Annotated in this window: 20 protein-coding genes; 8 read left to right on the forward strand and 12 right to left on the reverse strand. The window is 63.3% G+C overall.

Annotated elements, in window-relative coordinates; translation table 11 throughout:
* Nucleotides 1–3: 3 nt before the first annotated feature.
* Genes UP06_RS28880 through UP06_RS28890 form a run of 3 tightly spaced genes read left to right on the forward strand, consistent with a single transcriptional unit; the run spans nucleotide 4 to nucleotide 3,772 of the window.
* Nucleotides 4–1,065, forward strand: coding sequence for an ABC transporter ATP-binding protein (locus UP06_RS28880; protein WP_045007064.1), 1,062 nt, complete (start codon nucleotides 4–6; stop codon nucleotides 1,063–1,065).
* A complete protein-coding gene (locus UP06_RS28885) occupies nucleotides 1,062–2,699 on the forward strand; it encodes an ABC transporter permease (protein ID WP_045007065.1) in 1,638 nt (545 codons plus the stop codon). Before UP06_RS28880 ends, UP06_RS28885 begins: the two co-directional genes overlap by 4 nt.
* Before the next feature lie 17 nt (nucleotides 2,700–2,716).
* Nucleotides 2,717–3,772: a threonine aldolase family protein gene (locus tag UP06_RS28890; RefSeq protein WP_045007188.1), complete on the forward strand. Its 1,056-nt coding sequence runs from the start codon at nucleotides 2,717–2,719 to the stop codon at nucleotides 3,770–3,772.
* Here UP06_RS28890 and UP06_RS28895 read toward each other — a convergent pair.
* Entirely contained in the window at nucleotides 3,759–4,748 is a 990-nt protein-coding gene (locus UP06_RS28895; protein ID WP_045007066.1) for a Bug family tripartite tricarboxylate transporter substrate binding protein, read from the reverse strand. The two genes, UP06_RS28890 and UP06_RS28895, sit on opposite strands and share 14 nt — an antisense overlap.
* 377 nt (nucleotides 4,749–5,125) lie before the next feature.
* On the opposite strand from UP06_RS28895, the gene UP06_RS28900 reads away from it, so the two are divergent.
* On the forward strand, nucleotides 5,126–7,972 hold the full coding sequence (locus tag UP06_RS28900) for an ATP-binding protein (RefSeq protein WP_045007067.1): 2,847 nt from the start codon (nucleotides 5,126–5,128) through the stop codon (nucleotides 7,970–7,972).
* A 34-nt stretch (nucleotides 7,973–8,006) separates the two neighbouring features.
* On the opposite strand, the gene UP06_RS28905 is transcribed toward UP06_RS28900, so the two are convergent.
* Nucleotides 8,007–10,901: an ATP-binding protein gene (locus UP06_RS28905; RefSeq protein ID WP_349509947.1), complete on the reverse strand. Its 2,895-nt coding sequence runs from the start codon at nucleotides 10,899–10,901 to the stop codon at nucleotides 8,007–8,009.
* A 389-nt stretch (nucleotides 10,902–11,290) separates the two neighbouring features.
* Here UP06_RS28905 and UP06_RS28910 point away from each other — a divergent pair, with 389 nt between their 5' ends.
* Nucleotides 11,291–12,166, forward strand: a complete 876-nt coding sequence (locus UP06_RS28910) for a Bug family tripartite tricarboxylate transporter substrate binding protein (RefSeq protein WP_245305572.1) — start codon at nucleotides 11,291–11,293, stop codon at nucleotides 12,164–12,166.
* A gap of 41 nt (nucleotides 12,167–12,207) precedes the next feature.
* Here UP06_RS28910 and UP06_RS28915 read toward each other — a convergent pair whose 3' ends face one another.
* The 10 genes from UP06_RS28915 to UP06_RS28960 all read right to left on the reverse strand — a co-directional run bounded on the left by UP06_RS28915 (nucleotide 12,208) and on the right by UP06_RS28960 (nucleotide 19,657).
* Entirely contained in the window at nucleotides 12,208–13,146 is a 939-nt protein-coding gene (locus UP06_RS28915) for an aldo/keto reductase (RefSeq protein ID WP_045007069.1), read from the reverse strand.
* A gap of 44 nt (nucleotides 13,147–13,190) precedes the next feature.
* Complete coding sequence (locus tag UP06_RS28920; RefSeq protein ID WP_045007070.1) at nucleotides 13,191–13,484, reverse strand: DUF1330 domain-containing protein; 294 nt, start codon at nucleotides 13,482–13,484, stop codon at nucleotides 13,191–13,193.
* A gap of 35 nt (nucleotides 13,485–13,519) precedes the next feature.
* Nucleotides 13,520–13,897, reverse strand: coding sequence for a hypothetical protein (locus UP06_RS28925; protein ID WP_245305573.1), 378 nt, complete (start codon nucleotides 13,895–13,897; stop codon nucleotides 13,520–13,522).
* 162 nt (nucleotides 13,898–14,059) lie between these two features.
* Nucleotides 14,060–14,572, reverse strand: a complete 513-nt coding sequence (msrA, locus tag UP06_RS28930; RefSeq protein WP_045007071.1) for a peptide-methionine (S)-S-oxide reductase MsrA — start codon at nucleotides 14,570–14,572, stop codon at nucleotides 14,060–14,062.
* 37 nt (nucleotides 14,573–14,609) lie between these two features.
* A complete protein-coding gene (locus UP06_RS28935) occupies nucleotides 14,610–15,074 on the reverse strand; it encodes a cupin domain-containing protein (protein WP_045007072.1) in 465 nt (154 codons plus the stop codon).
* Nucleotides 15,075–15,095: 21 nt separating this feature from the next.
* Nucleotides 15,096–15,518, reverse strand: coding sequence for an OsmC family protein (locus UP06_RS28940; protein ID WP_045007073.1), 423 nt, complete (start codon nucleotides 15,516–15,518; stop codon nucleotides 15,096–15,098).
* Nucleotides 15,519–15,627: 109 nt separating this feature from the next.
* On the reverse strand, nucleotides 15,628–16,476 hold the full coding sequence (locus UP06_RS28945) for an enoyl-CoA hydratase/isomerase family protein (RefSeq protein WP_045007074.1): 849 nt from the start codon (nucleotides 16,474–16,476) through the stop codon (nucleotides 15,628–15,630).
* 65 nt (nucleotides 16,477–16,541) lie between these two features.
* Nucleotides 16,542–17,855, reverse strand: coding sequence for an epoxide hydrolase family protein (locus tag UP06_RS28950; protein ID WP_045007075.1), 1,314 nt, complete (start codon nucleotides 17,853–17,855; stop codon nucleotides 16,542–16,544).
* Between the two features lie 311 nt (nucleotides 17,856–18,166).
* The gene (locus UP06_RS28955) at nucleotides 18,167–18,856 is read right to left on the reverse strand and encodes a VOC family protein (RefSeq protein WP_045007076.1); all 690 of its coding nucleotides are present in this window, start codon (nucleotides 18,854–18,856) and stop codon (nucleotides 18,167–18,169) included.
* Between the two features lie 132 nt (nucleotides 18,857–18,988).
* On the reverse strand, nucleotides 18,989–19,657 hold the full coding sequence (locus UP06_RS28960; protein ID WP_045007077.1) for a sensor histidine kinase: 669 nt from the start codon (nucleotides 19,655–19,657) through the stop codon (nucleotides 18,989–18,991).
* A 330-nt stretch (nucleotides 19,658–19,987) separates the two neighbouring features.
* Between UP06_RS28960 and UP06_RS28965 the strand changes: the two genes are divergently transcribed.
* The 3 genes from UP06_RS28965 to UP06_RS28975 all read left to right on the forward strand — a co-directional run bounded on the left by UP06_RS28965 (nucleotide 19,988) and on the right by UP06_RS28975 (nucleotide 24,550).
* Nucleotides 19,988–22,825 (forward strand): ATP-binding protein, encoded by a 2,838-nt coding sequence (locus tag UP06_RS28965; protein WP_045007078.1) that lies wholly within the window; start codon nucleotides 19,988–19,990, stop codon nucleotides 22,823–22,825.
* 118 nt (nucleotides 22,826–22,943) lie between these two features.
* A complete protein-coding gene (locus UP06_RS28970; protein WP_045007079.1) occupies nucleotides 22,944–23,651 on the forward strand; it encodes a hypothetical protein in 708 nt (235 codons plus the stop codon).
* Nucleotides 23,652–23,851: 200 nt separating this feature from the next.
* Nucleotides 23,852–24,550, forward strand: a complete 699-nt coding sequence (locus UP06_RS28975; protein ID WP_045007080.1) for a type 1 glutamine amidotransferase domain-containing protein — start codon at nucleotides 23,852–23,854, stop codon at nucleotides 24,548–24,550.
* Nucleotides 24,551–24,666: the final 116 nt, after the last annotated feature.

Consider the following 24,666-nt stretch of genomic DNA (forward strand, 5'->3'; position numbering starts at 1 on the left):
CTGATGACCTCGATCCGGATCAAGAACCTGACCCGCACCTTCGACACGGTGCGGGCCGTGGATGACATCTCGCTCGACATCAAGCACGGCGAGCTGTTCACGCTGCTCGGGCCGTCGGGCTGCGGGAAGACGACGCTGCTGCGCATGATCGCTGGTTTTGCCGATGTCGAATCCGGCTCCATTTCCTTTGACGAGCGGCGCATCGATGGCCTGCCCGCGCATCGCCGCGACACCGGCATGGTGTTTCAGAACTACGCGATCTTCCCGAACCATACCGTTGCCGGAAACGTAGCCTACGGGCTGAAGGCCAGGAACATTCCAGCGGCCGAGATCAAGTCGCGTGTCGATAAGGCGCTCGAGCGGGTGCGTCTCGCCGGCTACGGTCCACGCTCGCCGCATCAACTCTCGGGTGGTCAGCTGCAACGCGTGGCAATCGCGCGCGCGCTCGTGATCGAACCCGCAGTGCTCCTCTTCGACGAGCCCTTGTCCAATCTCGACGCACAGCTCCGCACCGAAATGCGGATCGAGATCCGGCAGCTGCAGCAGGCGCTCGGTCTGACCGCGATTTACGTCACACATGATCAGGAGGAGGCGCTCGCCATTTCCGATCGCATTGCCGTCTTGCGTCAGGGCAAGGTCGAGCAAGTGGACACACCCGAACGCATCTATCGGACGCCGCAGACTGCCTTCGTGGCCGAGTTTCTGGGCTCGACCAATATGGTGCCGGGCATCGCAGGGGCTTTCGACGGCCACAATACGCATGTCGCGGCAGCCGGCACGGAGTTCGCTGTCAGGGGCGAGATCGCCCCACCGGGCGCACCGGTCCTTCTGTCGCTCAGGCCGGAGGCCCTGCGGCTGGGAGACGGCTCCGACGGCCCACGCATTCAAGCCCACCTGACGCTGCGTGAATTTCTCGGCCCGATGCAGCGTCTTCACGCAACCCTGCCGGACGGCACCCAGATTCGGATCTCCGCGCTCGGCGGGCAAGCGTTCGATGTCTTGCCTGGCGCATCGCTCGCGCTTGCCTACGATCCTGCCCAGATCATGGCGTTTCCGTCGCCATGAAGCGCTTCGCCACCATCGTGACGTTGGTAGCTCTGGTGTTGCTCGCGGTTTTTCTGCTCTACCCGCTGGCGCTCGTCCTTGATGCAAGCATACGGATCGACGGTACGGGCGGCCTGACACTTGGAAACTACACGGCGATTGTAAAGAGCCGGTACTATCTCGGCAGCATCGGCAACAGCCTGCTCGCAGCCGCGCTTGCGACCGTCTTCGCCTGCGCCATCGGCATCCCGCTCGCCTTCTGCCTCGCCCGGATCGACGTCCCGGGCCGCGCGCTCCTCCTGACACTCGCGAGTCTGCCGCTGGTCCTCCCCTCCTTCGTCAGCGCCTACGCGCTGGTGCTGCTGTTCGGCCATGCCGGCGTCGTCACCACGGCTTTGCGAGCGATCGGCATCCCTGTCGGCTCGATCTACGGCCTGCCCGGCATCGTCATCGTGTTCACGTTGACGCTCTATCCGTATGTTGTCATGCCGGTCCTGGCCGGTTTCCAGGCCGTCGACGCCTCGATGGAAGAGGCAGCCCGCAATCTCGGCGGCTCACGGCCCTATGTGATCCGCACCGTGTTGCTGCCGATCGTGATGCCAGCGATCCTGGCCGGGGGACTCCTGGTATTTATTGAAGCGTTGGAGAATTTCGGCGTGCCGGCGGTGCTGGCCGAAGACCGGCCGTTCCTGGCCGTCGACATTTTCAAGCTGTTCGCAGGTGAATCTGACTCGAACCCGGCTGCGGCGGGCGCGCTCAGCGTGCTCCTGATCGCCTGCACGGCGCTCACGCTTCTCGTGCAACGGCACTATCTCGGCAAGCGCCGTTTCGCCACCAGCGCACGCAGCGCGTCCGCGAAACTGCCGCTGACGCCAGGACTGCGGCTTGCGGCTACGACCGTCAGTTGGGGCATCGTCATCGTCTCGCTGCTGCCTTTCGCAGCAGTATTGATGGTCTCCGTTCTGCGCTTCCGCGGCCCCGTCCTGACCTGGGAGCTGGGATTGAGCAATTATGCCACCCTGCTATCGGGCTCCTATCGGCCGCTGCTCAACACGCTCACACTCGCCAGCATTGCAGCCGTCGCGACCATGCTGATCGGGGCTCCGATCGGCTATGTCGTAGCCCGACATCGCTCCCGCTTGTCGGGGTTGCTCGACTTCATCGGCATGGTGCCGTTTGCGGTCTCCGGTACGATCCTGGCGATCGGGCTCATCATCGCGTTCAACAGCGGTCCCTTGGTCCTGACGGGAGGCTGGCTGATTCTCGTCATCGCCTATGTCGTCCGCAAACTGCCCTTCGCGATCCGGTCATCCTCGGCAATCGTACATCAGCTCGATCCCTCGCTCGAGGAAGCCTCGATCAATCTCGGAGTTTCACCGACCACGACCTTCGCAACCCTGACGGTGCCGTTGATGGCGAGCGGCCTTGTCGGCGGGCTGGTGCTCGTCTGGATCACGGCGGCATCCGAGTTGAGCGCGACCATCGTCCTCTATGCGAGCGGCTGGGTCACCACGACCGTTGTCATGTACCATGCCATCGAAGGGACGGGCGCGGGGCTTGCGGCTGCCGCGGCCGCAGTGCTCATTCTCGTCACCGCAATCCCCTTGCTTCTGATCAACCGGCGCTTAAACCGGCAACAAACAACCGTGATATGATCGCAGGACAGGACCATATGAACGAAGCAGCCCGGACGCTCCCGAATTTCCGCAGCGACAACGTCGCGCCGATTAGCCCCGAGATACTGCAAGCGATTGCCGAGGCCAATCGCGGCCCGGCCGCCTCTTACGGTGACGACGATTGTTCGAAACTGTTGAACCGCCGCTTCTCGACACTGTTCGAGACCGAGGTCACTGTATTCCCCGTCGCGACCGGCACGGCGGCAAATGCGCTCTCACTCGCGGCCTGCGCGCGGCCATATGGCGCCATCTATTGTCACGAGGAGGCGCACATCCACACAGCGGAAGGCGGCGCGACCGAAGCTTTCACAGGCGGCGCGAAGCTCCTCACCCTCCCCGGCCGGCACTTTCGGATCGAGCCGGCGATCTTGCGCGAGGCGCTCGCCCGAACGGCCTGGGGAGTCCGCAATCGCTCGCAACCCGATGCGGTGTCGATCACCCAGGCCAGCGAATTCGGGACCATCTACTCTCTCGCTGATATCGCCGAGATCAGTGCAATCGCCCGCGACAAGAATCTGTCGGTGCACATGGATGGCGCCCGCTTCGCCAACGCGCTGGCGCGTCTCGGCTGCAGCCCGGCCGACATGACCTGGCGGGCCGGCGTCGATATCCTGTCCTTCGGAGCGACCAAAAACGGGGCGATGTCGTCGGACGCGATCGTGGTCTTCGACCAGGACCTCGTCGAACCTTTGTCCTATCGGCTTCGCCGCGCCGGCCAGACCTGGTCGAAGATGCGCTATGCATCTGCGCAGCTGCTCGCTTACGTCGAGGATGGTCTTTATCTACGGCTCGCAGCAAAGGCCAATGCCGTGGCCGCGCATCTTGGGGCGGGTCTTGCCGCGCTGCCCGACGTTCGGCTCGATGCACCAGTGGAAGCCAATCTGGTTTTCATCAACCTGCCCGCTTTGGCCATCACCAGGCTTGCAGCGAGCGGGCTGCAATTCGCGCGGCGAGGCCAAGAGGTGATCCGTTTCGTGGCCCGCTTTGACAGCACAGAACAAGAGGCGGACGAGGTCATCGCGCTCGTCGAGCGTGCGATCACAACGACTTAAGCCCGATCGACTTGATCACGGGAGCAAGGCTTGTCGATGTGGCGTCGACGATGCGCTGGAATTTGTCCGGGCTCGAATCGCTGTCCGGCTCCATGCCCTGTGCGCGATAATGCGCCTGAAGCTCAGGATCGGCCATCGCCGCCCGTGTCGCCTGCGCAATCCGATCGATGATCGCATCCTCGGTCATCTTCGGTGCGAACAGGCCGAACCATCCCTCATATCTGAGATCCGGCATGCCCGATTCAATTGCAGTCGGTATGTCCGGCGCGCCGCTCAACCGACTGTCGGTCGTGACCGCGAGCAGCCTTATCTTGCCGGCCCGGTGCAGTTGCTGCAATTGAACCGACATGACGGCAATGATGAGAGATATCTGGCCGCTGACGAGGTCGTTGGTTGCCTGCGATATCCCCCGATAGGGAACGTGGACGACATCCAACGCGCCTGCCTGCTGCTTGAACAACTCGCCGACGAGGTGATTGCCGGTGCCGATGCCGGGCGTCCCATAGGACAGCGTGCCGGGATTGATCCTGGCAAAGGCGATCAAATCTCGCAGATTTGTCGCCGGCAACGAGGGATGGATAGCGAAAACCAGCGCACTGTTGATCAGGCGATAGATCGCCCGGAAATCGCCGATGGAATAAGCCGGATTTGGCGTCGTCAGCGGAATGATGACCTGCGTGCTGCCATTTCCCAAAAGCAGCGAATGGCCGTCGGGCTCATCGCGCGCGACGGCCGTCGTGCCGATCGCGCCGCCCGCACCGCCGATGTTTTCGACGAAAGTCGGACCGAGCCGCGATGACATTCTCTCGGCCCAGGGACGTCCGATCTGGTCACCCGAGCCGCCCGCTGTATACGGGATCACCAGCCGAATGGGACGCGATGGATAATCTGCGGCTCTTCCGCTGCGTGGAATTCCAGCAAGCGTAGCCGCAAACGCGGCCGCATTGACGAATTGTCGACGCGAGAGGGAGGGCATGTCCTGTCCCGAAAGTCGTGAGCTTTGATCAGAGGCGGGACCGGCTCCCAAACCTCCATTCGCAGCTGTACGCGGCCATCGTCAATGGCAGGTGCGACCGGCGAGACGACACGGCTCACGAGCAAAGCGAAAACCTGCACCCCCGTTTTGCAGCATGCTCCCCTGCGCGAGGCAGACAGCTGCCCAGACCGAGCCGTTTCCGCCGCCGACTTAAGCCATTCATCCACAAGCGATATTTCCGTCTATGAAACGCGGATCGAAGCAACCGGCAGCGGGCCAGCAGCCGCCCCCGCTGCTTTCGTCCAGTTTACTCACCGCCTCGATCTGCTAGACCCAATTCAAACATTTTTGACTCCCTGCCGAGGGGGCGATGGCGCGTGCCAGCCGATAACAACCAGGACTCGGCCATTTCTTTTGGGCCATTTCGACTGTTTTCCAAGTCCAGACTCTTGGAAAAGGACGGCGCACAACTTCACGTTGGCGGTCGCGCGCTCGATATCCTGATCTTCCTGGCCGAGCGTCCCGGCGAAGTCATCGACAAGCGGGAGCTGGTCAAACGCGTCTGGGCCGACGTGAACGTGGACGATGGCAGCCTTCGCTTCCACATTGCAGCGCTGCGCAAGGCACTTGGCGATACCGGCAAGTCGGCCCGCTACGTCGTCAATGTCCCCGGCCGCGGCTATTGCTTCGTCGCGTCCCTCACCCAGACTGTAGCTGCGGTCCAGCCGTCCCCGGTCGACGTCCCCCTCTCCCATTCGCTTCCGCCTCCGCTCGCCCGAGTGATCGGCCGAGACGACGTCATCGAGAAGATTTCGACCGGTCTCTCGCTGCATCGTTTCGTCACCGTGGTTGGCCCTGGCGGCATCGGCAAGACCGCAGTGGCCGTGACCGTGGGCCATCGCCGGCTGGCCCAGTTCGACGGACAAATCTTCTTCGTCGACTTCGGACCGGTGAGGAAGCCCGAGCTCGCCGCAATCACCATCGCATCGACACTCGGGCTCGCGATCAACGCGGAGGATCCGGTCCCGGCCCTGCTGACACATCTCCAGGCGAAATCGACGCTGCTGATCTTCGACAGCTGCGAGCACGTGCTGGAGACCCTTGCGCCGCTCGTCGAACGCCTCGTTCGCGAGGCACCGCGATTGCATGTGCTCGCCACCAGCCGGGAATCCTTTCGCAGCGAAGGCGAACGGATCTTTCGGCTGTTTCCGCTCGATTGTCCGCCCCGGCGCGACGACCTCGCCGTGGCCGAAATCCTCGCCTATCCCGCAGCCCAGCTCTTCGTCGAACGTATCGCGCAGAGCTCCGGCCCGTTTCAGCTCAGCGCGGAGGAGGCGCCGCTGGTTGCGGACATCTGCCGCCGTCTCGACGGCATCGCGCTTGCGATCGAGCTCGCCGCGGGGCGCGTCAATGCGTATGGAATCGCGGGCACGGCCTCCCTTCTTGACAGCCGCTTTTCACTGCAATGGCGCGGGCGACGCACCGCGATTCCGCGACACCAGACGCTCAGCGCCGCGCTCGACTGGAGCTACGATCTCCTTCCCCCATCCGAGAGCGCCATCCTGCGCAGATTATCGGTCTTCGTCGGGCCATTCACGCCGGAAGCGGCTGCCGCCGTCGCCTCCGGCGATGGGCTCAGTGCGTCGGAGACCATGGAGGCGATCGACAATCTCGTCACGAAATCGCTGATCGCGCCGTCCGGCGCACGGGCGCTGCGCTATCGCCTGCTGGATACCACGCGCACCTACGCACTCGGGAAGCTGAACGAGATCGGCGAGGCGAAGCCGATTGCGCAACGACATGCCGAATATATTCGGGACCTGTTCGAGCGCGCTGAATCGGAGACCTCCTCTCCGCTATCCGACTGGCTTGGCACCTATGGCGCGGAATTGGACAATCTGCGCGCCGCGCTGGATTGGGCCTTCTCACCCGATGGCGACGCACAGCTGGGCATTGCGCTGACGGCGGTCGCGGTCACGCTCTGGGTGCGCCTGTCGTTATTCGCCGAGTGTCGCGAGCGCGCCAGAACGGCGCTTGCCGCGCTCGGAGACCATGCCAGTGGCGACGAGCGGGTTCGCATGCAGCTCCTGGCGGCGCTGGGCTGGTCGCTGATGTACGGCGAAGGTCGGGCACGCGAGGCCCGCCCGATCCTCGAGGCCACGCTCGAATTGGCTGACAGGCTCGACGACCAGGATTTCCGGCTACGCGCACTCTGGGGCTTGTGCATCGACCAGTTCAACAACGGGGCGTTCGGCAAGGCACGCGCGCTCGCCGATCGTTTCACCGAAGCCGCCGCGAGTTCATCCGACAAGACCGACCTCATGCTGGCGGACCGGCTCATGGCGGTTGCGTTGCATTATCTCGGCGACCAGAACGAGGCGCGGGTCCGCATCGACCGGGTGAATGCATCGCTGCATGTGCTGGCCGAGAGGCCAAAGATCTTTCCGCTTGATCTGCGGATATCGACGCAATATTTCCGCGCCCGCATCCTGTGGCTCCAGGGTTTTGCAGATCAGGCCCTGACGCTGGCCGAACGGAACATCCACGAAGGCCGTGCCAACGGCCACGCGCTGACCTTCTGTAGCGTGCTTGGGCAAGCCGCCTGCCCGATCGCCTTCCTGGCCGGGGACTACGAAGCGGCTGAACGCTATGGCACCGAGCTGCTCGAACATACCGAACGCCACGCGATACGGCTCTGGAGCCTGTGGGCGCGCGCTTTCAACGCACTGGTGATCGCCAGGCGCACAAACATCGAGACAGGCCTGCCGCTCCTGCGCGACGAGCTCAATCGCGCCGGCGATGCGCGCTTCCTGCCGCGCTTTCTTCCCCTGCTCGGTGAGCTCGCGGCCTGTTTCGGACAGGCCAACCAGGTCCATCACGGCTTCGACACGATCGAGAGTGCGCTGGCGCGCTGCAATGACAGACAGGAACGCTGGTATCTGCCGGAGCTGCTCCGCATCAAGGGCGAGCTGATGCTGAAAGAGGCGCCGCATTCGCAAGCCGCTGAAGCCTGCTTTGACGAGGCCATGGACTTGGCAGCACAGCAGGGCGCGGGCTTCTGGCAGCTGCGATGCGCAATCAGCATCGCGCAGTTCAGGATTGGACGGGACCAGCGTACAGAGGCACTCTCAATTCTTGAGAAAGTATGCGGGGCGATGACCGAGGGATCCGACATCGCCGATATGCGGATCGCACGCAGCCTGATCGCGCAACTGCGGACCTGATACGCGTGTTGACCCAAGCGGCCTGATCCAAGCGTCAGCGCAACGTCGCCAGCAGACGTTCGGCAGCCCTGAGATCGGCGGTCTCAAACCCTTCGGTGAAGCGCAGGAACACGGGTTCGAGAAGCCTGCGGCCGCGCTCCGGCTGCCCCCGGCCGACGAACAGTTCGGCGAGGTCAATGGTGGTCCGCAGCTCCCATGACAGGGTGGCCTGGCGCCGGCTCAGCTCGAGCGATTGCAGAAAGCAGGATTCTGCGGCAGCCGCGTCAGGCTCCGGCTTCGCGAGATGGACTTGCCCCTTCAGGCGCAACAGCTCGGGCTTGGGAAAAGTATCGCCGGCGGAGTCCACCCGATCGATCGTCTGCTCGATCAGCGACATCGCCTCGGTGAGCTGACCGATGGCCATCAGGCCGCGCGCGAGCGAAATGTTGAACTCCGTGACAATCAGGCCGTGACGCGCGGCATGGATCCTCTCCATGTAACCGCGAAGTGCCTCGACCCCGCTTTTTGCGTTACCCTGATAGATGGCCAATTGGGCCTTCAGGCCCCATCCAGCTGCGGCATTGGGCCCGAGCGAATGAGCCTCGGCATGGGACAGGAACCAGTCGATATGGGTTTCGGCGTTCACAAGATCACCGGTCCAGAAAAATACACCGATCGCAAAGGTCAAGGCGCCGGTCAGCGCGACCGGGTGGTCGATCACCTCCTTGAGTGTATGATGCACCCGCTCCACCGCCTGCGACGGATAGCCTTGTAGCCAAAGCGTTCGCGCAAGTTGGATCCCCGGTCGGTAGTGCCGGTCGGCAGCCAGATAGACGGTACTGACCTGTGCGGGATTCGGCTGATGCTTGAGCGCCGCCTCCAGCTCGAGGCGCGCATTGGCGACATCGCCTTCGAACAGAAATGCTCGCCCCATCATGCTGTGTGCAAATGCCTTGGCGGTCGCGTCATCGGTCCGGGTGGCAACGGCCGAGGCACGCCGTGCATATTGAAACGCGGCCTTGAAATCTCCGGCGCGCACGTGAAGCACATGCAATATTCCAAGCAGCCCCATTTGCACGAGGCTCTCACCGAGTTCTTCGGCAATGGTGAGACTTCTGTGAAAGGCGGCCTTGGCGTCGTCGGTCTTCCCGTCGATATTCATGAACGACGTCGCAAGGCCGGCCTGAAGGTGCATCTCCTCGCGACCTCCCTTGCTCGTCTCATCAAGGGCCTGAATGGCGCGAAGGGACCAGCGATGGCATTCGGGGAGCAACGACATCGCCCAGAACACTGGCGCGGCCGCCGCGGCCAGCTTCACACCGAGGTCGATATCGCCCCCGGAGCCAAAGCACCATTCGAGCGCCGAGCGAACGTTGTTGAGTGCGATGAAATGGGGCGCCCTTTCTGCGGCCGTCGCAAGGATCGACCATTCGAGCCCCCTCGTCTCCAGCCATTGCCGGTAGTAAACGGCGTGGCGAGTGGCAAGTTCGGCGAAATCGGAGTCGTCGACGATGTTCTCCCTGGCGTAGGCGCGCGTCGTGTCCAGAAGCTGATAGCGCATCAGCGTTCCGGCAGGCCGGACTGCGATCATGGATTTCGCGACCAAGCCGTCGATGGCGCCAAGGACGAGCGAACGATCGACGCTTGCGGTCGTGGCAACCGCAAGCGCCGCGTCGATGGTGAAAATTCCGACGAAGACGGCGAGCCTGCGCAGCACGACCCGCTCGACCTCCGAGAGCAGCCTGTAGCTCCAGTCGATCGTCGCCTGGAGAGTCTTCTGGCGCGCCGGCGCACCGCGGGCCCCCCTCCATGAGAGCGTCAGGCGCTGCTCGAGCAACGCCGCCGTCTGGTGCACGCCATAGGTCTCGATGCGCCGCGCGGCGAGCTCGATGGCGAGGGCTACGCCGTCAAGCTTGCGGCACATCGCTGCGACGATCGCCGCCTCCGCGTCGGTAAAGTCGAGCTGCGCGCCGCTGGCCAGCGCACGATCGAGGAATAGTTGCATGGCCGGAAAGGTCTTGGCGACCTCCGCTGTCAGCAATTCACCGTCCGGAGGACATTCGAGCGGCTCCAGCCGGTAGACATGCTCACCCTCAGCCTGAAGCGTCTCGCGACTGGTTGCCAGGATGTGGGTCCGTGGTGCGGCCACTAAGATCATCGAGGCGAGCACAGCTACGGTCTCGATCAGGTGCTCGCAGGTATCAAGGATCAGGAGGATTTGCTTATCTCGCAAATACGCAATCAGGCTCGACGTCGCGTCATGCGATTGCACGGACAGTCCGAGCAGCGAGGCAATGACCGTTGCCACCAGATCGGAATCGCTGAGCATGCTGAGATCGACGAACAGCACCGCGCCGGCAAAGCGATCCGTCAATTGATGCCCGACCACGATCGCGACCGTGGTCTTGCCGACGCCTCCGGAGCCGACGACGGTGACGAAACGCTCCCGCTCCATAAGCACCCCAAGCCTTTGAAGGTCATCCTCCCGGTCGATCATCCGGGTCAGTCGGCCCGGGAGATTGCCGTGCTGAAAGGCGGATGCCGGAATCTCGGGCGGAGGCTCCTGCGCGATCGAGCGCAAAACTGGCGCGATGAAGCTATAGCCCTGCCCAGGCGACGTCGCGATGTAGCGGACGCCGTCCCGCCCGTCGCCAAGCGCCCTGCGCAGATTGGCGACGTGAAACCGCAGGCTGACCTCTTCGACCGTGATGCCCGGCCAGACCTGCGCAATCAGCTCCCTCTTGCCGATGACCTCGCCGGGACGCGAGAGCAGTGCAATCAAGATATCAAAAGCCCGCGCACCCAGCTCCGCTGGCACGCCGTCCTTCGTCAGCCGCCTTTCGCTTGCGACCACGCGAAATGGACCGAACGACAGGGTCTCCTTGCGTAGCGCTACCGGCGTCTTCATCGGCGTCGTGTTCTTGTTCAGCGCGCTGACCCATCCGCGCATTCAGAGCGCGGCCGCAGGTTCCGAACATAGCAGATCGCCATTCGCGCGGGCAACCAGCCGGGGGGGAAGCTCCAAGAGCAGGCGTATCCGCGCCACCGGCGGCCGTTAGCGTGATACCCCTCACAGCAACACCTTATGGTTGATGACATCCGGACAGCAAAACGACCGACCATCTCCCCAAGTTTTGAAGAGACCGCTCAAGCCATTCCTCGCTCGCTGCCGGCCAATCCGCTAAAAGCATGCCTTCATTCGCCAGCAACGCCGCTCGACGATTGTTTGGGACGTACATGAAGCAGCCACGACGAAGATTTCTTCAGCTCGCTGCCACAACCGCCGTAGTTCCAACCCTCCCCCGCATCGCGCGTGCCCTGAATTATCCAACGCACCCCTTGCGCATCGTCGTCGGCTTCCCGCCGGGCGGACCGACCGACATCCTCGCGCGGCTGATCGGACAATCCCTATCAGAGCGCTTGAAGCAACCCGTCATTGTCGAGAACAGGCCGGGCGCCGGCGGTAATCCCGGCGTCGAGACTGTCGTGAGAGCCGAGCCCGACGGCCATACGCTCCTTCTCATCGGCGTGAACAATGCGATCAACACCACGCTCTACGAACGTCTCAGCTTCAGTTTCGTCGGCGACATCGCGCCCGTCGCGAGCCTGATCCGCGTGCCCATGGTGCTGGAGGTCAATCCGTCCGTCCCGGTGCGAACGGTGCCGGAATTCATCACCTATGCGAAGGACAATCCCGGCAAGCTCAACATGGCGTCGGCCGGCATCGGCAGCCCGCAACAGGTCGCCGGCGAGTTATTCAAGATGATGACGGGTGTCGATCTCGTCCACGTCCCCTACCGCGGAACGGCGCCCGCGCTTATCGGCCTCATCGCCGGGCAGACCCAGGTCATCTTCGATACGACGCCGGTCTCGATCGGCTATATCCAATCCGGACAGATCCGGCCGCTCGCGGTGACGACCACATCGCGAGCGGACCTTTTGCCTGATCTCCCAACACTGAACGACTTCGTTCCGGGCTATGAGGCAAGCGCATGGTACGGCGTCGGCGCGCCGGCAAACACGCCCGCCGAAATCGTCGACACGCTGAATCGGGAGATCAACGCTGCGATCACGGAGCCGGGCCTCAAGGCTCAACTCGCCAACATGGGCGGGACGGCGCTGGTGGGATCGCCGGCCGACTTCCGCAGGCTCATCGTCGATGAGACCGAGAAATGGGGGAAGGTCGTGAAGATCTCCGGCGCGAGGGCCGAGTAGCCGGCGTTCCCCGTCCCGGTACTGGCTCCACGCCGCTCGGTTCATCCGGCGCGAGGAATAAACCCGGGAACGCCGGTCTCGACCACTGTGTTGAACCTGATGTTCGTCGTGATCTGGTCCTGCATCTCCCGCATGGCGTCTTCGGGCAAGGCCGAGATATCGAAGTTTTCCTGGATACGCCGAGGATTGGTCGACGTCGTCAGGAAAGCCGTGCCGCGCTGGACGGCCCAGGCCAGCGCAATCTGCGCCGGCGTCTTGTGCAGGCGCTCCGCAATGGCGGTGATCACCGGGTCGGTCAGGAGGTTCGGCTTCATGGCGTGTCCCAGTGCTGCAAACGCCTGCAAGACAATTCCATGCTCGCGACAGAAGTCGAGCAGCTCCCATTCGGGAAGATATGGATGCGATTCGACCTGCACCATGGCCGGCCTGATCCGCGCGACCGCAACGATCTCGCGCAGCTTCTCCAAGGTAATGTCCGACAGGCCGATCGACTTGCAGTGCCCCTCGTCGACGAGGCGCTCCAGCGCGCCCCATGTCTCCGCCAACGTCACGCCTGAATCATAGATCACGTGGCCACTTCCATCCCGCGGGTCCTGCTCGTCGCCGGGTTGAAAGGCAAAGGGCGTATGGATGATGTAGCAGTCGATATCGTCGAGTTGCAGCCGCCGGCGACTGGCGTCGAAGGCAGGCTTGACCCGCTCCGGCCGATGATTGGTGTTCCATAGCTTCGTCGTGACGAACAGGTCCTGGCGCTGAAGACTCCCGGCCTTGAACGCCTCTTGCAGCGCATCGCCGACGGCCTCCTCGTTGCGGTAGCGCTCCGCACAATCGAGATGTCGAAATCCCGCCTCCAATGCAGCCTTGGTGGCCTGCCTGGTCACGAGCGGATCCGGAATGAGCGTGCCAAATCCCACAGCGGGAATCGTCCCCGATCCATGGGTTCGAATCCTCGTATAACGAAGTCTATCGGAGGCGGTCATGCTGATACTCCATTGTCGTGTTCGCCGCTCGCCACCTTGGCGACTTAGTCCGATCCTGCGACGATGCGCACGTCCCGCTCGCAGGCACTGCCCAGCACTCTGAGCGCCTCCCGATAGGCGGGGCTGTCGTGAGCCGCAACCGCCAGTTCGACACTGTCGAACTCGGTCACAGTGGCACGCTGCGCGACGCCCTGCTCATAGGCTCTCACGGCATTGCCGCGAGCCAAGAAACGGCCGCCACCGGCCGTGATGGCGGGACCGGCAAGCTTCGCATAGGCCGCCAGTGCAGCCGGATCCGAAATGGAGCGATAGAAGGTGATCCAATATCCCTTGGCCATGCCTGATCTCCGGAAGCGATAATGCGGCGCGGGCACTACGCCCGTGGATCGGTGGAGGTGTCGTCGTCCTTCTGCACCAGTCTTGCCGGCTCATCATACCCGGCACGGCTGCTGTAAAAGACCAGCGCCATCAACCCGAAGCCGACAGCAAGGGAAGCGATCACGCCGAGTACGAGGGCAACATAGCCCGAGGCTGGAACGTCTGTGCCGACCGCGCTCGTCCAGCCCAGGTAGGAAAGGACGATCGCGCCGACGAGCAATATGAGCAACGTGGCGAGGATCACCCAGGAACCTCCTCCTATCGATCTCATCAGGGCAGTGATTGAATCAATTGTCGTGGTCCGCTTCCCAGGCACGCTCAGCGCTTTGACGGCCTCGGGAACAGACTCGTAGAAGTTCATGCGCGGCTTCATGGACGTTCTCCCTTGTGAAATTCGTTGCCAATCTTCGCCAGTTGTTCGGAGACATAGGAAACATTCGCCATGGTATCCTCCTCGTGACTTTCAAGCGTGACTCAGGGATCGCTGTCGTCTGGTAGACGATCCAGCGTCGGGTCTTCCATGATGCTCTCGCGATTATTGAAGCGCGGTCGCGCGCCGCGGCAGCTTCCAATCGGGCCGGATGAAGTGGCAGGTGTAGCCGTCCGGATAGCGCTCGAGATAATCCTGATGCTCGGGCTCGGCTTCCCAGAAGTCGCCAGCGGGCGCCACCTCGGTCACCACCTTGCCGGGCCACAGGCCCGATGCCTCGACGTCGGCAATAGTGTCCTCTGCAATCCGCTTCTGCTCATCGCTCGTCGTGAAGATCGCCGAGCGGTAGCTCGTGCCCCAATCATTGCCCTGACGGTCGAGCGTGGTGGGATCGTGGATCTGGAAGAAGAACTCCAGCATGGTCCGGAAGCTGGTCTTCGCGGGGTCGAAGACGATCTCAATCGCTTCCGCGTGGCCATCATGATTGCGATAGGTGGCATTCTTCACCGCACCGCCGGTGTAGCCGACGCGGGTGGAGATCACGCCCGGTTGCCTGCGGATGAGGTCTTGCATGCCCCAGAAGCAGCCTCCAGCCAAAACTGCGCGCTCTGTCGTCATTCGATGCTCCATTCATTCCGTCGAGATGTCCGAGGCCTCATTGCGTCGTTGCATGCAGACGCGGGTCGTCATGGTCGTCGTGATACTCTAGGCCCAATGGCCCGATGGCGGAAACCTGGGTGACGTATTCGCCGGACTTCGCCCAGTGAAAATGCCAGGTCTCGCCAGGCAGCACGATGACGCTGCCCGGCGGATAGGCCTTGACCTTGTCGCCGTCAAAATTCTCGCCGAGCCCGATATAGAACACACCCGACATGACCGTGTAGATCCGGTCCTCCGGATGCTTGTGCGGCATCAGCTTCGTGCCGCCAGGCACCTTCACCCGGACCACGTATGGTCCGGGTTCGGTGGGATGGCCGACCATGACGGCCAGCCGTGCGCCCGCCGGGAACGCGGGAAACGGCTGCCACGCGATGTCCTCGGGCAGGATCGCCCGGAACCTGTCTTCATCCGGCTGATGTTGGCGAGGCGGATCTTGACGGGACAGATCTTGACCAGACATGGCGAAGCTCCCTGTGTGGGGTTAGGTCAACTTGGCGTCCAGCGTGATCGCGGCGTTGAGCACCTTCGACACCGGACAGTTCTTCTCGGCCTCGCCGGCGATCTTGGCGAAACCTGCGTCGTCGAGGTTCGGCACCTTGGCACGCAACGTCAGCGCCGACTTGCTGATCTTGAAGCCTTTGCCTTCCGGCTCGAGCGTGACCGCCGCTTCCGTCGAGAGCTCGTCCGGCGTGAAGCCGGCGAGCTGAAGGCCGAAAGCCAGCGCCATTGTGAAGCAGCCGGCATGGGCCGCTGCGATCAACTCCTCGGGATTGGTGCCCTTCTCGTTCTCGAAGCGGGTCTTGAACGAATAGGGCGTCTCAGCGAGCACGCCGGATTCGCTTGAAATATGGCCGGTGCCGTCGCGACCGGTGCCCTTCCAGACTGCTTTTGCCTTGCGGATCATCTCAATTCTCCTTGTTTGATTTCAGTACCGGCGCTCCGTACCGGAGGAAGGCGACATTGGCACGACCGCCTGCCGCCATTCCAACCGGTCGAGCGCCGCCGCGGTTCCGTCAGCTCCCGATCTGTCCGACGTGGAAGCCCAGCCGGTTCTCGACGTCGCCGGCGCGGTGAAAACCACGCGCCATGAGCGCTTTGATGCGGGCTTGGCTCGCGGGACGGCCAAGCGAGGCCAGAAATGCGTCCCACTCCGGCTTGATTTCCACATCCGGCGGCAGGCTTGCGACATCGACGAGACGCTTGGTCTCGGCAATCGCATCCTTGTCGAAGGACGCAATACGCATCGCGAGCGCCTCGACGAAGCCATCGAGCTCGGCATCCGGCAACGACCGGTTGACGTAGCCGTAGCGCTCGGCAAGATCGCCGTGAATGTCGTCGGCACTCAGCAACACTTCGAGCGCACGGCCGCGGCCCATCAGCCGCGGCAGCCTCGCCATCGGCCCGCCGCCGGGGACGAGGCCCGCGCCAACTTCCCATTGCGACAGGATCGCCTTCTCTCGGCTGGCGAAGCGCATATCGCTTGCGAGCGCGAGCTCACTGCCGACGCCGGTCGCACGGCCCCGGATCGAGGCAATCGACACAGCCGGTGCTCGGCTCAGACGTACCAGCATGTCGGGCAGCGCCTGGAGGCCGGTCGGCCCGGGCGGGACACTCAGCGAGTCCTCCAGCGGCGCAAGGAAGTCGTAATGCGTGATAAAGAAGCCTTCGACGGCGCTATCGAACACCACGACCTTCACCTGCGGATCGGTCTCGATCGCGGTGATGATATTGTTGAGCAGCGGCAGATGCCTCGGGCCAAAGATATTCACCGGCGGCATGTCGAAGGTGACACGCCAGTATGACGGCAGCCTCCGCTCAAGGCGGATATCTTCGGCGGTGAAGGTGCGTTCGGGGCGGTTCATGATTGAAATCCTGATATGTGTGCAAGGGCGGGACGCGCGCACTAGGACGCGCGTCCCTGCTGATTTCAGATCGACTGACGCAGCGGGCGGAACGCGGTGCGCATTTCGGAGCAGAACAGCGCGGGCTGCTCCCAGGCTGCGAAGTGCCCGCCCTTGTCGAGGCGACTGTAGTGCATCAGCTTGGGATAGGCCTTCTCGGCCCAGCTGCGCGGCGCCGCATAGATCTCGTCCGGAAAGACACTGACGGCGACCGGGATCTTGATGTGCTTGGGCTCGAAGAACGCCAGCTTGTTCTCCCAGTACAGCCGCGCCGATGACACCGCCGTGTTGGTCAGCCAATAGAGCGTGATGTTGTCGATGACATCGTCCCGCGAAAGTCCTTCCGTCTTGCCGTCGAACACCCGCGCAATCATCGCGGTGCTGCGCGCATCGTGATCGAGCATCCAGGACGCCAGGCCCGCCGGCGAATCCACCAGCCCATAGAGCGTCTGCGGGCGGTTCGACATCTCGATCGCATAGCCAAGGCCGTGCTTGTAGAAGTCGTCGAGCTGGTCGTAGGCGGTGCGCTCGTCGGCCGAGAGGTTTGACGGCCGCGACCCGCCGGGCTGAAGCGCCTTGGCGATGTCGTCGGGAACGGTGGCGGGCATGTTGGTATGGATGCCGAGCAGCTCCGGCGGCGCGAGCAGCGCCATTTGTTCCGTAATAGCATTGCCCCAATCGCCGCCCTGGGCGACGTAGCGGTTGTAGCCAAGCCGTTTCATCAGCACGACCCAGGCGCGCGCAACACGCTGCGGATCCCAGCCGAGCTCGGTCGGCTTACCGGAGAAGCCGTAACCGGGGAGCGAGGGAATCACGAGGTCGAAGGCGTCAGCAATCTTCGCGCCATGCGCGGTTGGATCGGTCAGCGGGCCGACGATCTTGATCTGCTCGATGATCGAGCCGGGCCAGCCATGCGTGACGATCATCGGCAGCGCGTTCTCGTGCTTGGAACGCACGTGGATGAAGTGGATGTCGACGCCGTCGATCTCGGTGACGAATTGCGGCAACGCGTTGAGCCGAGCTTCCACCTTGCGCCAGTCATAGTCGCTCTGCCAGTAGCGCACGAGCTGCTGGACTGTCGTCAGCTGCACGCCCTGCGACTGGTCGGCAACGATCTCGCGATCCGGCCAACGTGTCGCAGCGAGGCGGCGGCGCAGGTCAAGCAGATCCTCCTCCGGCACACTGACGCGGAACGGTCGGATCTCGCCGCCAGCGGCAGCTTTCACCGGATGCGCCGGAAACAAGCTTGCCATGCTCGCGGCAACCGCGGTCATCGCGGCCTGGCCCAGCAGTTGACGGCGGTCGGGGTTCAGGATGTCGGCACGTGCTTGCGTAGTCATGTTGGTTCTCCCTGGCTTTGGTCGGTGACGCTGACCGAATTCGAAATCAATGCGTCGGTTCGTCATGCCAAGACATTGGCGCGGGCACCGACAATTTGCTCGTTATGGATTGTTAGACTGCGTTAGCCGTTGCGAGTCGTCGTCACACAGATGACGCGATCGACGATGGCGGTGCGCGCGATGCAAATGCCATACGGCGCGCGACGAACAATCATCACGCGCCGTATCGGCTAAACTCAGGTATGCGAGAGTTATGCGCGTGCCGCGCTCAGAGCCGCCCGGTGCGACCGAACGAATCCAGGTCAAGCAACTCAGGACGGCAGCGGCTGGCCGGCCTGCTCGCGCACGATGTAGTCCGCGTACCAAGCCTGCCAATTCTCGTCATGCCCACCGGTGCGCTTCTCGTGCTCGCCATGCGCCGCCGCCGCGCGGCGCAACGCGCCGGCAAGCTCGCTCGCAGACGTGAACGTCGTATCGGTTGCATCGATGCGCCCGGGCAGCCGTGCTGTCACTTCCTGAAACAGCCAGCCATTGCCGTCGGGGTCGCTGAACGAGGCAAACGAACCGTAGCTGCCGCGGTTCGGGTCAACACCGCTGACCCGAACGCTGCCGGACAGATACGGCTCATCCGGTCCGGCGTGAACGTCGCCCGCCCCGTGGAACGGCTTGCTGACGTCAATGCCGCGCTCGAGCAAATCCTTCCGCGCCGCCTCCAGGTCGGAGACGATCAGGTACAGTCCCCGCGCCGAACCCGGCGCAGCTGCCGTGACGTTCTTGCCGAAAATCACCGAACAGGCCGAGCCCGGCGGCGTGAACTGGATCACGCGCCATTCGCTGCCGGAGGCAAAATCGGCGTCCAAGGGCCAGCCAAGGCGCGTGTAGAACGCCTTGGCGCGGTCGACATCGGACACCGGGATGACGACGACTTCGAGCTTCAGATCAACGCCACGCGATGCCAAAGGCTTGGCCGCGGCATCACGGTCGATTTGTGGTGTGGCCATGTCGAACTCCCTGATGTGAGGCGCGGACTTGGGCCGATCCCGCTGTCTGCACAATCACCTTGGCGCAGACCGGGGAATATTGCTCGTTATGGGATGTTATGGCTCGTTAGCGATTGCGAGCAGATACGATCTTCAAGCGGCGGCCGGCATCACGATGGTCACGCGCGTGCCGCCCTGCCCGGCCTCGCCATGCAATCGCGCGTGGATGCTGCGTGCGAGGCCTTCGAGAATGCGACTGCCGGTGCCCTGAAGCGGACCGGTGGCACCGACACCGTTGTCGGCCACGGTGCAGAGCCAGGCGCCGTCGCGATGGGCCATTTCGACACGGATCAGTGCACCATTCCTGTTCGCGAAGGCATGCTTTGCCGCATTCGTAACCAGTTCCGTCAGCATCAGTGCGAGACGATGACACTGCGATGCCGGCAGCGTGCCGCTTTCTATCGCAGCCTCGCAGCGGATCCCCGCCGGCTCCAGCACCGCCCCGGAGAGCGCTTCGCACAGGTTTTCGAAGAAGGCCTCGACGGGGACCATCGTCAGGTCGTCGTCGTCGGACAGGAGTTGATAGAGCCTGCCGAAAGCGACGATGCGCCGCTCGAACCGGTCTACTGCAACCGACACGTCCCGGGTACCGGCCCGCGTGAAATCGCGGCGGACTGACGCACCCAGCAATGTCAGCGTGTTCTTCATCCGATGATGCGATTCCCGCAGCACCAGTTCCCAATCACGCGACTGAACGTCAAGACTGGCGACATACTGAGATTGAACGAAATCGTCGTTCGCCCTGGAGCCGATATCGGACATGTTAGCCTCCCCGCTGGACATAGGACCAAACTCGAAGGCCATAGTGGATGCGTCGTGCGCGTTTTGCTCGTTAGACGTTGCAAGATTCTGTTATGATCGGCGGTATCACAACTTTGCGGCCGGACTGCCATCTCGACGTTCAGGGCACACTGATAAGTTGTGCCGGTCGCTTTCGTAGACTGCTCGCGTTTAAGCAAAATTTGTGACGGATAGTCCCTGTGCGACCAGCCGATTGCCGCGCGATTTCGCCACTTTCGGCCAGTTTACTGGCCACCTCGTTCTGCTAGATCAACGTACAGACATCAGCCCTCCCGCTGGGATCATTGGCACGTGCCGGACACTAACGACCAGGATTCGGCCATTTCCTTCGGAGCCTTTCGGCTGTTCCCCAAGTCGCGGCTGCTGGAGAAGGATGGCGCGCCACTTCATCTCGGCGGCCGCGCGCTCGATATCCTCGTCTATCTCGTCGAGCATGCCGGCGAGGTCATCGACAAGCGGGAGTTGGTCAGACGGGTCTGGGCCGACGTGAATGTCGACGAAGGCAGCCTGCGCTTCCACATCACGTCCCTGCGCAAGGCCCTGGGTGATCCCGGCGAAGGGTCCCGCTATGTCGTCAATGTGCCTGGCCGCGGCTATTGTTTCGCCGCCCCCCTGCTCCGCGCTGCACCTTCGGAGAACCGGCCCAGTGCGCCTGTCTCCTCGCTTCGCTCCCTGCCCGCCCCGCTCGCGAAGATGATCGGGCGAGACGACGCCGTCGAGAAGATTTCTGGCGAACTTTCCCTGCACCGCTTCGTCACCATCGTCGGCCCTGGCGGGATCGGCAAGACCTCGGTCGCACTCGCCGTGGCGCATGGTCAGCTTGCGGGCTTCGATGGCCAGGTCTGCTTCGTCGATTTTGGCGCACTGACAGACCCGCGGCTCGTTCCCGGCACGATCGCCGCGGCACTCGGCCTGACCGTCAATTCCGACGACCCGACACCGGGACTGCTGACGTTCCTGTGCAGCCGACGAATGCTGCTGGTGTTCGACAGCTGCGAGCACATCGTGGACGAGCTGGCTCCCCTGGCCGAGCGCATCGTGCGGGAAGCCCCCGAGCTGTATATTCTCGCAACCAGCCGCGAGTCCTTTCGCACCGAAGGCGAGCGCGTGTACCGGCTGTTTCCACTGGATTGTCCGCCGCAGCGTGACGGACTCAGCATGGCCGACATTCTTGCCTATCCGGCGAGCCAGCTTTTCGTCGAGCGGATCGCCGAGAGCCTGAGCGAATTCGAACTCAGCGAAGAGGATGCCCCGCTCGTCGCCGATATCTGCCGGCGCCTGGACGGCATTGCACTCGCAATCGAGCTTGCCGCCGGACGGGTCAACGCCTACGGGATCGCCGGAACCGCCTCGCTCCTCGACAGTCGGTTCTCGCTGCTATGGCGGGGGCGCCGCACCGCGATTCCCCGGCACCAAACGCTGAGCGCGGCGCTCAGCTGGAGTTACGACCTGCTGCCGGCAGCCGAGAGCGCGACCTTGCGCGGTTTGTCGGTGTTCGTCGGGCCATTCACGCTGGAAGCTGCGCTCGCCGTCGCCTCATGTCAGGGCATCAGCGAGGCGGAGGCCGTCGAGGCGATCTCGAACCTGCTCTCGAAATCCCTGATCGCGACGTCACCTGCGGAGCGACGATTGAGGTACCGCCTGCTCGACACGACGCGCGCCTTCGCGGGAAACAAGCTCATCGAGAGCGGCGAAGCGGCCCGCGCCGCGCGTGCCCACGCCGCGTATTTCCGCGACGTCCTGCACGACATTTCCATCAAATCCAATGGCATGCAGAGCGCGGGCGGATTCCTGCCCTATGCCGACCATCTGCCCAACGTGCGCGCCGCGTTGACCTGGACCTTCTCGGAAAACGGCGACCGCACCATCGGCGTGGATCTGGCGGCCGCGGCGGCGCAATTCTTCCTCGAGCTGACATTGCTCACGGAATGCTATCGCTGGACCCAGCAGGCGCTCGCTTCTGCCGATGCGGTCGATAACCGCAAGGAAATGACATTGCAGGCAGCCCTCGGCGTCTCCGTGATGTTTACGCAGGGCAATACCGAAGGGGTCCGGTCCGCGTTCACGCGAAGCCTGCAACTGGCCGAGGAGCTGGACGACCTGCACTGGCAGCTATGGCTGCTGCGCGGATTGCACATTTACCTGACCCGGGTCGGAGATTTTCGCGGCGCGCTCGGGACCGGCGAACAGGGCGAAAGCGTCGCTCGGAAACTGAACGACCCGACCAGCACACTCAACGTCGAGTGGATGCTGGGCGTGGCGCATCACCTGATCGGCAACCAGGACAAGGCCGTCCAGTTTTGCGAAAGCGCGATGGTCCAAAATCCGAGCTCGCAGCGGCTGAATATCGGGCATCTCGGCTATGACGACCGCATTGTCGCATTGGTCGCGCTGGCGCGTGGGCTCTGGCTCAGCGGCCGGCCTGACCGCGCGATCGAGGCGGCCAGATATACCGTGCGGGAGGCCGAGCAGCTCGAGCAGCCCCTGACGCTCGGCATTTCGCTGATCTGGACCATCTACGTCTTTCTGTGGGTCGGCGACTGGGCCAGCGCCGAAAGCATGATCGACAGGTTGATCGACCATGCCGCGCGACATTTCCTCGGCCCCTATCACGCGGTCGGCATCGGTCAGAAGGGTGAGCTTCTGCTCCGCCGCGGGGACGTCACCGGCGGCATCGATCATCTCCGGCGCAGCCAGGCCACCCTGTACGCGACGCGGCACCGGATCATGACGACGGTGTTTGCGACAGCGCTCGCGGAGGGTCTGGCGGCCCAGAACGAGCTCGATGAGGCTTTGCGCACGATCGACGAAGCCATCGCCCAGATCGGCGATCACGGCGAATCCTTCGACATGCCGGAGATGCTCAGGGTCAAGGGGGACATTCTGGTCGAGTCCGGCAGAGCGGCGGAGGCCGAGGGCTATTTCCAGCAATCGCTGGCCCTATCGCGCCGGCAATGTGCGCTCGGCTGGGAGCTGCGGGGGGCCACGAGCCTTGCCCGCGTCTGGCAGCGGGCCGGACGAAAGGGCGACGCGCAGACCCTTCTCGCGCCGCTCGTGGCACAATATCAGGAAGGCCTCTCGACCCGCGATCTGGTCGCTGCCAGGGGGCTCCTCGGCGCCCTGAATTGAGAGCATCTTCAACGAGATATCGCGAGATCAAGCTCTCGCAACTCCTAACAACTTCTAACACGCCAAGCAGCACCCACCCGGCCATGGTGATGGCAATTCATGGTGGATGCAGCGAGACATGGCCCTTCTTGACGATGCGATCGACGCCTGCGGGGGCCTGGCCCGTTGGAATAGTTTGAACCGGTTCACGCTGCACCTTTCCGTTGGCGGCACGTTGTTCTCCGATGCTGGACATGCCCGCGAATTCAAGGACGTGACGGCGGAAGGATCGACACGGACACAATCAGTCCGTTTCACCGGCATCACCGGGGGCGATCAGTCCGGCGCGTTCCAGCCGGACGCGATCACGATCGAAAGTGTGGACGGCCAGGTGTTGCAGACCTGGAGCAACCCGAACCTTGCCTTCCCCACCAACGGCGCGCATGCGCTGGCGGACGAACTGCATCTTATCTTCCTCTGCGGCGTCGCGATCTGGAACTACCTCACGACCCCGTTCCTGCTCGCCCATCCCGACGTCGTGGTGGAGGAGCTGCCGCCGTGGCAGGAGCAGACTGAGACCTGGCGGCGTCTTCGCGCGCAGTTCCCGTCCAGCCTCATCACCCTTGCGCCCGAGCAAATCTTCTATTTCGACGAGAACGCCTTGCAGAGACGAACCGATCACGATCTCCTCGGAACGAAAGTCGCGCATTACTCGTGGGCTCATGAGAATTTTAGCGGCATCGTGGTGCCGACCCTCCGGCGCTCGCAGACGCTACGGCCTGACGGAACCGTTATCGCGAAGCCCGTGCTGATCGACGTCGAGATTTTCGACGCCGTCTTCGAGTAGCGGCGTTAACAGGCGAGCAGCCTCGCAATAACCTCCACTCTCACCGTCTAACAATACATAACGAGCTAACAGCCCGGCCCGGGTGCAGATTGCGTCTCACGAGCAGCGAACAACGTCACGAGCTCGAACGAGACTTACGCCGGCGCCGCTCCGCCACGACGGAGAGCGTCATCCAGCGAACGCAATCACGGGAGACAGCTATGAAAGTATTGATGGTCATCACCTCGCACGACCAGTTGGGCAACACCGGACGCAAGACCGGTTTCTGGCTCGAAGAGCTGGCGGCACCCTATTTCGTCTTCAAGGATTCCGGGGCCGAGATCACGCTCGCCTCGCCGAAGGGCGGCCGCCCGCCGCTCGACCCCAAGAGCAACGAGCCCGATTCCCGCACCGATCTCACGCTCCGTTTCGAGAAGGACGCGGCTGCTGAAGCCCAACTCGACAAGACCGTTCGCCTCGACAGCGTGCGCCAGGAAGATTTCGACACCGTCTTCTATCCCGGTGGCCACGGGCCGATGTGGGATCTCGCCGAGGACAAGGACTCCGCGAAGCTGATCGAGTCGTTCCTCGCCGCCGGCAAGACCATCGCGGTGGTGTGCCATTCGACCGGTGCGCTGCGTCACGTCAAGACGCCCGACGGCAAGCCGCTGGTGCAAGGCAAGGAAGTCACCGGCTTCACCAACGGCGAGGAGGAAGACGTTGGCCTCACCAAAGTGGTGCCTTTCCTCGTCGAAGACGAGATGTTGAAGCTCGGCGCCGTCTTCTCGAAAACGGCAAACTGGGGCGTGCACGTCGTCAGCGCGGGCCAGCTCATCACCGGGCAGAATCCGCACTCGTCGGGCCCGGCCGCACAGACGTTGCTGGCCGCGCTGGCGCAGAAGGCCAAGTCGGCCGCGTAGGGACGGTCGACCGAGCGTTTCGCCCTGAGAGGTGCTCGTCGATGAGCACCTCTCCACCACAGCAAAGTTGAAGACTGCTCAAACTCGGTCGCCGATCGGCGATCGGAGACCGATGA

This window comes from Bradyrhizobium sp. LTSP857 (assembly GCF_000938285.1).
Classification (GTDB): Bacteria; Pseudomonadota; Alphaproteobacteria; order Rhizobiales; family Xanthobacteraceae; genus Bradyrhizobium.